The organism is Halococcus hamelinensis 100A6 (assembly GCF_000336675.1).
GTDB classification, from domain to species: Archaea; Halobacteriota; Halobacteria; order Halobacteriales; family Halococcaceae; genus Halococcus; species Halococcus hamelinensis.
Window position 1 is genome coordinate 1 of record NZ_AOMB01000023.1, and the last position, 11,636, is coordinate 11,636.

An 11,636-nucleotide genomic window follows, 5' to 3' on the forward strand; every position below is an offset into this window, starting at 1 on the left:
GGGAGCCGCGACTGGCGGGGCGAGCACGACCGCGACGGTCGCGAGATGGGTGTGACCGTCGAATCCGTCGTCGACGAACTCGCGGCGGCGGCGAACCTCGTCGCGGGCGAGGGCGCGGGCGGGACGCCGGTCGCGGTGGTTCGCGACCTCTCGCTCGACGAGGTCGGCACGAGCGACAACCTCTTTCGCGACGTCGAGGGCGACTTCATCAGGCAGTCCCTCCGGGAGTGGTCGTATGCGGGGGATTGAACTCACGCCCGAACACCCCACGGAACGCCTCGTCGACCTCGGCGAACTCGCCGCCGAGGCGGGCTTCGATACGGTCTTCGCGAGCCACCACTACAACAACCGCGACCCGTTCGCCGCCCTCACCCTGCTCGCCGACCGCACGGACGGAATTCGGCTGGGACCGGGCATCACGAACCCCTACGAGACCCACCCCGTGACGCTCGCCTCGCGGGTCGCGACCCTCGACGAACTCGCCGACGGGCGGGGCGTGTTCGGGGTGGGTCCGGGCGACCCCTCGACCCTCAAAAACCTGGGCCTCGGCGAGCAGCGCGGGCTCCGGTCGGTGCTCGAATCCTTCGAAGTCGCCCGCGAACTCTGGGACGGCGACCGCGTCGACCACGAGGGGTCGTTCACCGCACACGAGGCGGGGCTGAACTACGAGGCGAATCGGATCCCGGTCTACGTCGGGGCCGAAGGGCCGGAGATGTGCCGGATGGCCGCGAAACACGCCGACGGGCTGCTCTTCAACGGATCGCATCCCGACGACCTCGAGTGGGCGCGCGAGCGCGTCGAGGAAGGGTTGGATGAGCGCGTCGTCGGGAGCGAGTTCGACCTCGCGGCCTACGCCAGCGTGAGCATCGCCGAGGACGAGGCGGCAGCGCGCGAGGCCGCCCGCCCGCCGGTGGCGTTCATCGCCGCCGGCGCACCGGAACCGGTCCTCGACCGCCACGGGATCGACGCCGACCGCGCCGCCGCTATCGGGGAGTCGATCTCGGCAGGGGACTTCTCGGCCGCGTTCGACCGGGTGAGCGAGGCGATGGTCGAGGCGTTCTGTATCGCCGGGGAGCCGGCGACGGTCGAGTCACGAGTTCGAGAGGTGATGGACCACGCCGACAGCCTCGTCGTGAGTTCGCCGCTGGGTCCCGACCTCGACGCGGCGGTCCGGCTTACCGGCGCTGTGTGTGATCGGTGTTCGGTGACGTGAGGCCGGCGGTGAGCCCGCCGATCGTGAGGTAGCCGAACAGCCCGAAGGAGACTGCGAACAGCACGACCCCGGTGAGGATCGGGATGATCGAGAGCGGGCTGGCGAGCGCGGCCTCGACCATGAGCTGGACGAGGTCGACGACGTTGCCGAGGAGGACGACGACGATGTTTGCCATACCTCGGGTAGGCAAGCGGGCTACTTGTGTTTGTTCGTCCGGGATCACTCCTTCCAGATCAGGCCCTCGAACGCCGCCCGCATCACGACCTCGCGTCCCCGATGACAGACCACCGAACACGCGACGTCGTGGCGGTCGTCGCGCCCCTCCACGGCGTCGACGGTGACCTCGCAGGTGATCGACTCGCCGGTGCGAACGGGTGCGAGGAACTCGAACTCCATCGACCGCGCGAGCACGCCGAGGTCGCCGCCGATCTTGGTGGGAAGCGTCGCGGTGAGGAGCCCCTGCACCACGAGCCGACCCTCCTCGTCGGGTTCGGTGTGGATCGTCTGCTGGTCGCCCGAGACCTCGCCGAAGCGCTCGACGTCCTCACGGGTGAAGGTACGCTCGAAGGTGTGGACGTCGCCCACCTCGGGGTTCGGTGTGCTCGGCATGGGGCTTCTATACGGACGGTCCGGAATATACTGTCGGCGCTACTCCCATCGGAAGAGCCGCGCCGACAGCCCGCCGCCGACGACCAGCACGCCGAGGAGCACCGCCACCGACTCCACCGGCCAGCCCCGACCGAACCAGAGCGCCTGCATCACCCGCACGACGTGGGTCATCGGGAACACCTCGGCGACGGCGTGGAGCCAGTCGGGGAGCGCCGAGAGCGGCATCACCGCACCCGAGAGGAACAGCATCGGCATGTAGAGTACCTGTCCGACCACGCTGGCGACCCGTGGGGTGGGCGAGAGGCTGGCGACCAGATAGCCGAAGGCGATGAACGAGAGCGCGCTCAAGGAGAAGCCCGCGAACACGGCCACCCAGCTGCCCGAAAACCGGACGTCGTAGACCACCAGCCCGCCGACCACCAACAGGAGCACCCCGAGCAGCGCGACCACGAAGTAGGTCGTGACCTCGGTGGCGACCCACCGCCACGCGGGCATCGGACTGGCCTTGAACCGCCGCAGTACGCCCTGTTCTCGGTCGCTGGCGGTCGAGACGGGGATCGTGGTGAGCGCGATCGAGCCGAGCACGAGTCCCACGAGCGCGGGCACGAGTTGGTCGATCCCGTAAGCGTAAGCGTCGGCTGCACCTCGACCGCCCCCCGCCCCACCTGCCGCACCGCCCGCTCCGGCGTCGAAGACGGTTCCGATGAGCAGGAGGAACAACAGGGGGAAGGCGAGCGTGAAGAACAACGTCATCGGTTCGCGCGCGAGGCGTTTGGCGTGGGCCTCGACGAGCTTTCGATAGCTCCGAGCGTTCATCTCCCGTGCGCCTCCTCCGTCCGGCCCGTGCGCTCCATGAACACGTCGGCGAGGTCCGGTTGGAGCGTCCGGAGGTTTCGTAACGGTGTCGCCTGCCCTTCGAGTTCGAGCACCACCGACGAGACGAGGTCGTCGGCGGCCCCGAACGCCCGGACCACGCCATCGGCGCGCTCGACCCGTTCGACCGCTTCGAGGCCACGAACCCCGTCGAGGTCGAGGTCGGGATGGTCGTCGAACACCACGCCACGACCCGCATCGAGGTCCGCGAGCAGGTCTCGCGGGGTGTCGAGCGCGACGAGGTCGCCGTCGTCGAGGATCGCCACCCGGTCACAGAGGGTTTCGGCTTCGGCCATGTAGTGGGTGACCAGTACGACGGTCGTCCCCTCCTCACGGATGCGCTCGACAAGCCTCCACGCCGCCTCGCGGGCTTCGGGGTCGAGTCCGGTGGTGAGTTCGTCGACGAAGACCACCTCGGGGTCGTTGAGGAGCGCGAGCGCGATGAACAGCCGCTGTTGCTGCCCGCCCGAGAGCGCCTCGAATCGGCTGTGGCGTTCGTCGTCGATCCCCCACATTTCGAGCAGCGGTTCGTAGGCCACCGTCTCGTCGTAGAACGTCGAAAACAGGTCGAGGAGTTCGAGCACCGTGAGCCGGGCGGGGAGTTCGGCGGCCTGAAGCTGCATGCCGATCCGCTGGGCGAGCGCGGTGCGCTCCCGACGGGGGTCGAGTCCCAGCACGCGTACCTCGCCCTCGAACGGACCGAGCCCCATCACCGATTCGACGGTCGTGGTCTTGCCCGACCCGTTCGGCCCGACGACGCCGAAGATCTCGCCCTCCCGGACCGCGAAGCTCACGTCGTCGACCGCGAGCACATCGCCGTAGTGCTTGGTGAGGCCCTCGACGGTGATCACCGGGTTCGATTCGTCTTGGGTCGAGGGTTCCGACATCGAGCCTTCTGTGCGGCTCGTCGCAGCCGGCTCACTTCAAAGGTCGACATCCATCGATATCGCCGGGTGCCTCCGCACTGATTTCCGTCCGATAGTACCCCTTCCGTTCGTTTGCCGCTGGATGGTGTCCCTCTCCTGTTGGGGCGATGACCGGAGATTCGCGCGGGCCGGGTTGGACCGAGCCGTTATGCCGCCGCCCACCGTTTCCGGGGATATGTCCTGGGAGACCATCGGCCTCGAATGGGACGGCGACGTGGCGACCATCACCGTCGACCGACCGGACCGGCTGAACGCGATGAACGTCGAGACCCTCGAAGCCCTGGAGGAAGCGCTCTCGGAGGCCCGCGACGCCCGCGCGCTGGTGCTCACCGGCGCTGGTGAGAAGGCGTTCGTCGCTGGTGCGGACATCGGCTACATGGCGGACCTCTCGGTGCCAGAAGCCCAAGCCTACGCGGAGCTCGGCCATCGGGTCACCGACGCCATCGAGACGTTCCCCGCACCCGTGATCGCCGCCATCAACGGTTACGCCTTCGGCGGGGGTTGCGAACTCGCGCTCGCCGCCGACCTCCGGGTGGCGAGCGAGCGCGCGATGCTCGGCCAGACCGAGATCGATCTCGGGATCGTCCCTGGATGGGGCGGCACACAACGCCTCTCGCGGCTCGTGGGCGACGAACTCGCCCGTCGGCTGGTCTTCTTCGGCGAGCGCCTCGACGCTCAGGACGCCCACCGGTTCGGCCTCGTCGGCGAGCTCGTCGCCCACGACGAACTCGATTCTCACGTCGCCGAGATGGCCGCGGAGCTCGCCGCCAAACCCAAGTACGCCCTCCAGGCCGCGAAGGAGTCGCTGAACCAGGTCCACGAATCCGACCAGTCGGACGGCCTGACCTACGAGCGCCGCCTCTGGAGCGGCCTCTTCGGGACCGCCGACCAGCACGAAGGGATGACGGCCTTTGTGGAAGACCGCGAACCCGACTTCGAGTGAGTGCTCACAAAGCGCTCCCCCTCACAGTCGGCGGGCCACGGTTGCGGTCGAGCCACGTACCCACCGCGAACGACTGGAGGGAGTGAGCGGCAGTTTTTAGCGTAGATTTTTGCGAGGCGAGGTGCGCGAGCGAAGCGAGCGCATCCCGCCGAAGTAAAAAGGTACGAGCGGCATGACGGCCTTTGTGGAAGACCGCGAGCCCGACTTCGAGTGACTAGCGATACTCGCCCATACGGCTCGGGCAGCGGCGTCGAGTGGTTGATACGGACCGCAGCACTACTCGGGGAGGTCCGCCACTGAAAGGGACTCGACGTCCTCGCCCGCCGCCGCTTCGCGTACGGCGGTATCCTCCGTCACGAGCGTCAGGTCGTGGAGAGAAGCGACGGCGATGTAACTCGCGTCGTAGAACGTGCAACCTGTTTGCCGAGCGGTTTGTATCACCGAGAGCAGCGTCGCCCCGGTTGCCTTCTCGACCGATACGTCGCGCTCGATCCGTCCGAGAATGCTGATAGCGTTTTCGAGTTCGGTCGCCGTCAGTTCATCCCTGGCGAACGCGATCTTCCAGAGCGCGTTCGAGGATTCGTAGATCGTCAGATCCAGGATGTGCTGGTCGAACACGGCCTCGACACCGACAGTCACGCCACCAGCCCCGATGAGAATATCCACTAGCGAGCTCGCATCGAAGAGCTTCCTCGCCACGTCAGTTGTCCCGCCGCGTCTCACGGACCGCCTCGGTCACCGTCTCGGAATCGACCTGCCCGCCGACGCTCTCGCGGAGCGTCGCGGCGTCGCGCTGGAGGGCTTCGCGCCGCTGCTCGGTGAGCGCGTCCTCGATCGCCTCACGGATCACCTCGCTCACGTTGATGTCCTCACGGTCGATCGCGGCTTTCATCTCGTCCGGGATCTTCGCCGAAACGGTCTTCGTCATACTACAAAGTAGTACGATAGCGTCTTACTTAACTGTTGTATCCTCTAAGGTTCGTTCCCTCTTTCGTGGCCTTCGGGACGCGGCGGCTCGCTACGGAGGGCCATCCGCGAGCACCGGGCGGTTGCGGTCGGGCCGCACGACCCACTGTGAACGACCGACGAGTGTGAGCACCCTTCGATCGAAGAAACGAGTACGAACAGCTCCCACCGCGCTCGGGAACCCGGGGCTTAAATCCGGCCAGCTTCATACCGCGGGCATGGAATTCTGCGACGAGTGCGGCTCGATGATGAAGACCGAGGGCGACGAGTGGGTCTGTGGGAGCTGTGGGTTCGCCAAACCGCGTAACGCCGAAACCGAGGCCGCGATGACGACGACCCAGGGCCAGGAGGAAACCGAGGTCATCGACGTCAGCGACGTGGACGACCGGGGACTTCCCACCACCGAGGTCCACTGCGATGAGTGTGGCAACGACGAGGCCTACTGGTACATGCAACAGATCCGCTCGGCCGACGAGTCCGAAACCCGGTTCTTCGTCTGTACCAACTGCGAGCACCGCTGGCGCGAGGACGATCACTAACAACCACCTTTTGCTGCGGTCGCTCGCGTTGCTCGCTCCCTGGCAAAATGTGGATCAAAAGCCTCCTCCTTCCCGCTGGTCAGTCGTCGGCCCGCTCGCTCCCGCTGGTCGCTCGCGGGACGATCACTAACGGCTCCGCACAGCACCACCACCGCGACCGCACAGCACCGCCGAAGCCCTCGGCGCTCACTTCGTTCGCGCCTCGCCCTTCATCCACCAGGAATCTCCACCGCAAACCGCACCCGCACGCGGCCGCCGGCCGCACCGCAACCGCCCGCCGGGCGGCCTACCGGCCCTCGAACTCCGGCTCCTCGCGCGACATGAACGACTCCGCGCCCTCGCGGTGGTCGTGGGTCTCGAACACCGCGGCCTGCGCGGCGGCCTCGTTCTCCATCGCCTGATCCAGTGAGCTCTCGAACCCCTGCCCGACCAGCCGCTTCGAGGTCTTGAGCGCCACCGTCGGCCCGGTCGCGACCCCCTCGACGAACTCGTCGGCCTGCTCGTCGAACTCGTTCTCGGGATAGACGTGGTTGAACAGCCCCAGCGACTCCGCGCGCTCGGCCTCGACGAGTTCCCCAGTGAAGACCAACTCTTTCGCGGTGTTCTCGCCTACGATCCGCGGCAGGAAGTACGAAGTCCCCGAATCCACCGCCAGTCCCACCTGCCGGAAGCCGAAACTGATCCTCGACTCCGCGCTCGCGAGCTGGACGTCGCAGGCCACCGCGAGGTTCGCGCCCGCGCCGAACGCCACGCCGTCGATCTTCGCGATCGTGGGCAGCGGGAAGCGCGCGACCCGCGTGACCGCCCGACTGGTGTCCTGGACGATCCGCTCGACCGCCTCCGCGAGCGGCACGTCGCCCGCGAGCCGTTCGGCCATCGCGTTGACGTCCCCGCCGGCCGAGAACGCCCCGCCCGCACCCGTGACCACGAGACACCGCGCGTTCCCCTCCTGCACCTCGTCGAGCGCGTCGAGGATCCCCCGCGAGACCTCGTGGGTGAGCGCGTTGCGCACGTCCGGTCGGTTCAACGTCAGCGTCGCCACACCGTCCTCGACGTCGAGCAGGACCGCGTCCTCGTCGCTCACCGTGCCGCCTCCGTTCCCTGCTCGCGCTCACGGAGCTCGAACTTCTGGACCTTCCCGGTCGTCGTCCGCGGCAGCTCCTCGACGAACTCCACCTCCCTGGGGTGTTTGTACGCCGCGAGGCTGTCGAGGCAGTACTCCTTGATCTCCTCCTCGCTGGTTTCGGAATCCGGTGTCGGAACAACGAACGCCTTCACCGTCTCGCCTCGGCGTTCGTCCGGGATCCCGACCACCGCGGCGTCGGCCACGTCGGGGTGTTCGAACAGCAACTCCTCGATCTCCCGGGGATAGACGTTGTAGCCGCCGGTGACGATCATGTGCTTCTCGCGGTCGACGATGTAGAAGAAGTCCTCGGCGTCCCAGTAGCCCACGTCGCCGGTGTGGAACCACCGGTTCCCACCCTCCTCGGTGAAGACCGACTCGTTCGCCTCGGGCCTGTCGTGATACCCCTTCATCACGTTCGGGCCGCTGACGACGAGCTCACCGGTTATCCCGTCGAGGTCGGTCTCGCCCTCGTCGACCGGACCGCGGTCGACCTTTCGGACCGGCTCGAACTCGTGGTCGACGATCTTCGCCTCCACACCGGGCAAGGTCTGCCCGATCGACCCCGGCCGCCGCGCGTCGGGGCTGTTGAAGTGGGTCACCGGTGAGGTCTCAGTGAGGCCGTAGCCCTCGTAGAGTTCGATGTCGAACTCCTCCTCGAACCGCCGGAGCACCTCCATCGGGAGGCTGCTCCCGCCCGCGTTGACGAACCGGAGCGACGAGCAGTCGAACTCGTCGAGGTTCGGCTGGTTCACGATATCGTTGTACATCGCCGGCACGCCCTGCATGATGGTGATCTCCTCGGACTCGATGAGCGAGAGCGCCTGCTGGGCGTCCCACGACGGCAGCGGGTAGTAGGCCGCCCCCGAGAACAGCGAGGTGTTCATCGTCACCGTCATCCCGTAGATGTGAAAGAGCGGGAGCACGCCGAGCGAGCGGTCGTCGGGTCTGGTTCCGCCGGGCAGGAGGTCGGTCGCCATCCGGGCGTTCGAGGCGAGGTTGTGGTGGGTCAACAGTACTCCCTTCGGCTGGCCCGTGGTCCCCGAGGTGTAGGGCTGACACGCCACGTCGTCGTCCGCACGGTCGACGACCGCGGGTGACTCGTCGACGAGGAACGCCTCGAACGACGTCGCACCGTCGACCTCGCCGAGGCTCACGACCGTCTCGACGTCGGTCTCGTCCCGGGCCTCCTCGACCACCGGGACGAGGTCCGCGAGCGTGACGACGAGCGTCGCCCCGCTGTCCCCGAGCAAGTGACCGATCTCCCGGGATTTGTACTGGGGGTTCATCGGGACCACGACCGCCCCCGCCCGGAGCGCGCCGTGGAAGCTCACCACGAACTGCGGGAGGTTCGGGAGGTAGACCCCGACGCGGTCGCCGGGTTCGATGCCCGCGTCCGCGAGCCCTGCCGCGAACTGCCCAGTTCGAGCCCAGAACTCCCGATAGCTCAGGTCCGTTCCGTCGTAGTGGATCGCGGTCGCGTCCGGGTGCTCCGCCGCCGTGGAATCGACGTTGGTCACGAGATTCGTCATGGATTCCCATGAAGGAACGCGTGCCGTCGGTTAAAACGTTCCCCTCACGTGAAACAGTGGTTCGTCCTTCTCATCCACCAGTTACCGATCGTAATCGGTCGGGGTTTCGCGTCCGGGTCAACCGCCGAGGTAGACCTCGCGGATGTAGTCGTCGTCGCGGAGGTCCTCGGGGCTCCCAACCCTGACGACCGATCCGTTTTCGAGCAACACGATCCGGTCGGCGTGGTCCATCGCGAACGTCACGTTCTGTTCGCAGAGCAAGAGCGTGACCCCGGCCTCGCGAATGCGTTCGAGGCCCTCGCTGATGTCCTGGAGGACGACCGGCGCGAGCCCGAGCGTTGGTTCGTCGAGCACGAGGAGGTCGGGCGAGCCCATCAGCGCGCGACCGATGGCGAGCATCTGCTGTTCGCCCCCGCTCATGGTTCGGGCGTGCTGGCTCGCTCGGTCTTCGAGCGTGGGGAAGAGGTCGTAGACGAACGCCCGGCGCTCCTCGGCGTTCCCCCGTCGAAAGGCCCCGAGCGCGAGGTTGTCCGCGACGCTCATGTGTCCGAAGAGGTCGCGGCCCTCGGTACAGTGGACCAGGCCGTCGCCAACGAGGTCGCTGGTCGAGCGACTACGGACCTCGGTCCCGTCGAACCGGACGCTGCCCTCGTAGTCGTGAAAGCCCGAGACGGTCTCCGCGAGCGTGGTCTTGCCCGCACCGTTCGGGCCGATCACCGAAACGACCTCGCCGCGGCCGACGTGGAGGTCGATCCCCTGGAGCGCGGCCACCTTGCCGTAGGAGACGTGGAGCTCCTCGACCGCGAGCATCGCCGTTCCGGTCTCGTCGCCGGCTGCTTCGGCACTCTCGGTGCCGGTTTCGTCGGCACTCCACCCTGAATCGGTGCTCACGTGCTCCCCCCGAGGTAGGCCTCTTGAACCTCCTCGTTCGACCGGATCTCGTCGGGCGTGCCCTCGGCGAGCTTCGCGCCGAACCGGATCACGACCGCGCGGTCGATCAGTGAGAGCAGCCCGCGCATGTTGTGGTCGACCACTACGAGGGTCAGGCCCTCGTCACGGAGGTCCGCGAGGAGGTCGGAGACGCTCTCGACCTCGCCGGTCGAGAGTCCCGCGAACGGCTCGTCGACCAGTAGGAGGTCGGGGTCGGTGGCGAGCGCCCGCGCGAGTTCGAGCCGGAGCAAGCCGGCGTGTGGGAGTTCCGACGGGGAGACGTCGAGTCGGTCCCCGAGTCCCACCCGTTCACAGACCGCTCGGGCGCGGTCGTGGGTCCGACCCCGCAATCCCGAGAGCGTGAACACCTTGTCGGGTGTGAGCGCGAGCGCGACGTTGTCGAGTACCGAGCGATCGGAGAGCGGGCGGAACGACTGGAACGTGCGCGCGAGTCCCCGTTTGACCATCCGGTGGGTCGCGGTGCCGGTGACGTCCTCGCCGTCGTACCGGACGGTGCCCTCGGTCGGCGGGAACACGCCGGTGACGCAGTCGAACGTCGTCGACTTCCCCGCGCCGTTCGGGCCGATGAAGCCGAGTATCTCGCCGGACTCGACCGCGAACGAGAGGTCGTCGACCGCCGTCAGCCCGCCGAACCGTTTCGTGACGCCGTCGAGCACCAGCAACCCGTCGTCGGGTCCGTACGACGCGTCAGCGGCGTTCGCACTCGTCCCGTGCTCGTTCGTCCTCGACGATTCGTCCGCTGTGTCGTGGGTTCGTGAATCCGTGCTCATTCGTCGTCCTCCAGTAGCTCTCGGAATCGGTCGGTCGCACGCTCCAGGGGTGTCGATCCATCACCCGACGGCGGATCCCCGTCCACCGTTCCGCCGTCGGTCGCGACCTGCTGCCCGCGAGCGCGGCCAAGCGCCCGCCGACCGGACCGGAGGGCCCACGGGAACACCCCCTGTGGCAGGGCGTAGACGACGACCATCGTGAGCAGTACGAAGATCAGGAGGCTGGCTTCGTCGACCCCGACCCCGAGGACCGGAAGGGTCCAACCCTGTTGGTTCAGGACGTCGTTGAAGAAGTAGAAGAACACGCCGCCGAGGCCCGCGCCGACGATGGTCCCCATCCCGCCGAGGATCGCCGCGATCAGGACCTCGATGCTCACGGTGAGCGCGAGGAGCTGGCTCGGCCGCGGGCTGCCGATCGGCGTGTGGACGAACACCGCGCCCGCGAGGCCGCCGACCGCCGCGCTCAGCACGAACGCGAACAGCTTGAACTTCGCCACGTTCAACCCCGCGGCGGCGACCGCGTCCTCGTCCTCACGGACCGCCGTCAGTACCGACCCCACGTCAGAGCGGGTGACGACGAACAGGAGTCCCATGATCGCGAGGAAGAGCCCGAAGCCGATGTAGTAGTTCGCGAGCACGACGAGCTCGAAGTCCGGGGCGGACACCAGTCCTGTCGGCGCGCTCAGACCGAGTTCGCCGCCGAAGATGTCCCCGTAGATCACGAACACCTGGAGGAGTATCAGCGGCGCGACCAGGGTGATGAGGGAGAGGTACGGTCCCCGAACGCGGAGCGCCGGCACGCCGATCAGGACGCCCGCGACCGCCGCGAGGACGACCCCAGCCGGGATCGAGAGCCCGGGCGAGACCCCGTACCCCAGGTTGAGGAGCGTCGAGGTGTAGCCGCCGACGGCGAAGAAGAGGGCGTGACCGAAGCTGATCTCGCCGGTGTAGCCCGAGACCGTATCCCAGCTCATCGCGAACATCCCGAAGTAGAAGGCCCCGATGAGGACGAGGAGCTGTGTGGTCGATATCCCGGCGAACGGGAGGACGGCGAACGCCACGACCCCGAGGAACCCGAGCAGGTAACGGGGTTTCAGTATCGACGAGCCGAGCGACGTGTTCCGCCCGTCGGCGGTTTCGGCCGACTCCCTGGACCCGTTCGCCTCGCCGGGGAGGGGTTCGTCCGACACG

Annotated in this window: 16 protein-coding genes; 4 read left to right on the forward strand and 12 right to left on the reverse strand. The window is 67.5% G+C overall.

The genetic code is table 11. The annotated features are described in order from the left end of the window. On the forward strand, nt 1-249 hold a 249-nt coding region (locus C447_RS08075; protein ID WP_007692726.1), incomplete at its 5' end, for a coenzyme F420-0:L-glutamate ligase. Next, nucleotides 236-1,213: a 5,10-methylenetetrahydromethanopterin reductase gene (locus C447_RS08080; protein WP_007692728.1), complete on the forward strand. Its 978-nt coding sequence runs from the start codon at nt 236-238 to the stop codon at nt 1,211-1,213. The genes C447_RS08075 and C447_RS08080, both read left to right, overlap by 14 nt. Here the strand turns inward: C447_RS08080 and C447_RS08085 are convergent. From C447_RS08085 to C447_RS08100, 4 genes are read right to left on the reverse strand one after another with little or no spacing between them, the layout of a single operon-like run. Next, nucleotides 1,176-1,388: a hypothetical protein gene (locus C447_RS08085; RefSeq protein WP_007692731.1), complete on the reverse strand. Its 213-nt coding sequence runs from the start codon at nt 1,386-1,388 to the stop codon at nt 1,176-1,178. The genes C447_RS08080 and C447_RS08085 overlap by 38 nt on opposite strands. 44 nt (nt 1,389-1,432) lie before the next feature. Beyond that, a complete protein-coding gene (locus tag C447_RS08090) occupies nt 1,433-1,822 on the reverse strand; it encodes a MaoC/PaaZ C-terminal domain-containing protein (RefSeq protein ID WP_007692733.1) in 390 nt (129 codons plus the stop codon). Nucleotides 1,823-1,861: 39 nt separating this feature from the next. Then, a complete protein-coding gene (locus C447_RS08095; RefSeq protein ID WP_007692735.1) occupies nt 1,862-2,638 on the reverse strand; it encodes an ABC transporter permease in 777 nt (258 codons plus the stop codon). Then, a complete protein-coding gene (locus C447_RS08100) occupies nt 2,635-3,582 on the reverse strand; it encodes an ABC transporter ATP-binding protein (protein WP_007692737.1) in 948 nt (315 codons plus the stop codon). The genes C447_RS08095 and C447_RS08100 overlap by 4 nt, the downstream gene beginning before the upstream one ends. Nucleotides 3,583-3,796: 214 nt before the next feature. On the opposite strand from C447_RS08100, the gene C447_RS08105 reads away from it, so the two are divergent. Beyond that, entirely contained in the window at nt 3,797-4,564 is a 768-nt protein-coding gene (locus tag C447_RS08105) for an enoyl-CoA hydratase/isomerase family protein (protein ID WP_007692740.1), read from the forward strand. A gap of 276 nt (nt 4,565-4,840) precedes the next feature. Here C447_RS08105 and C447_RS08110 read toward each other — a convergent pair whose 3' ends face one another. Then, a complete protein-coding gene (locus C447_RS08110; protein ID WP_237713417.1) occupies nt 4,841-5,263 on the reverse strand; it encodes a type II toxin-antitoxin system VapC family toxin in 423 nt (140 codons plus the stop codon). A gap of 1 nt (nt 5,264) precedes the next feature. Next, nucleotides 5,265-5,492 (reverse strand): ribbon-helix-helix protein, CopG family, encoded by a 228-nt coding sequence (locus C447_RS08115; RefSeq protein WP_007692744.1) that lies wholly within the window; start codon nt 5,490-5,492, stop codon nt 5,265-5,267. A 256-nt stretch (nt 5,493-5,748) separates the two neighbouring features. On the opposite strand from C447_RS08115, the gene C447_RS08120 reads away from it, so the two are divergent. Next, entirely contained in the window at nt 5,749-6,069 is a 321-nt protein-coding gene (locus C447_RS08120) for a transcription factor S (protein ID WP_007692747.1), read from the forward strand. Between the two features lie 79 nt (nt 6,070-6,148). Here the strand turns inward: C447_RS08120 and C447_RS17920 are convergent, their stop codons facing one another. From C447_RS17920 to C447_RS08145, 6 genes are all read right to left on the reverse strand, one after another. Then, entirely contained in the window at nt 6,149-6,286 is a 138-nt protein-coding gene (locus C447_RS17920) for a hypothetical protein (RefSeq protein ID WP_153300705.1), read from the reverse strand. A 69-nt stretch (nt 6,287-6,355) separates the two neighbouring features. After that, on the reverse strand, nt 6,356-7,153 hold the full coding sequence (locus C447_RS08125) for an enoyl-CoA hydratase/isomerase family protein (protein WP_007692752.1): 798 nt from the start codon (nt 7,151-7,153) through the stop codon (nt 6,356-6,358). Further along, nucleotides 7,150-8,724 carry a long-chain-fatty-acid--CoA ligase gene (locus C447_RS08130; RefSeq protein ID WP_007692753.1) on the reverse strand — a complete coding sequence of 525 codons (1,575 nt, stop codon included), beginning with the start codon at nt 8,722-8,724 and terminating at the stop codon, nt 7,150-7,152. Before C447_RS08130 ends, C447_RS08125 begins: the two co-directional genes overlap by 4 nt. A 117-nt stretch (nt 8,725-8,841) precedes the next feature. Beyond that, nucleotides 8,842-9,615, reverse strand: coding sequence for an ABC transporter ATP-binding protein (locus tag C447_RS08135; protein ID WP_007692754.1), 774 nt, complete (start codon nt 9,613-9,615; stop codon nt 8,842-8,844). After that, nucleotides 9,612-10,445 (reverse strand): ABC transporter ATP-binding protein, encoded by an 834-nt coding sequence (locus tag C447_RS08140; protein ID WP_007692756.1) that lies wholly within the window; start codon nt 10,443-10,445, stop codon nt 9,612-9,614. Before C447_RS08140 ends, C447_RS08135 begins: the two co-directional genes overlap by 4 nt. Next, on the reverse strand, nt 10,442-11,635 hold the full coding sequence (locus tag C447_RS08145; protein WP_007692757.1) for a branched-chain amino acid ABC transporter permease: 1,194 nt from the start codon (nt 11,633-11,635) through the stop codon (nt 10,442-10,444). Before C447_RS08145 ends, C447_RS08140 begins: the two co-directional genes overlap by 4 nt. Between the last annotated feature and the right edge of the window lies 1 nt (nt 11,636).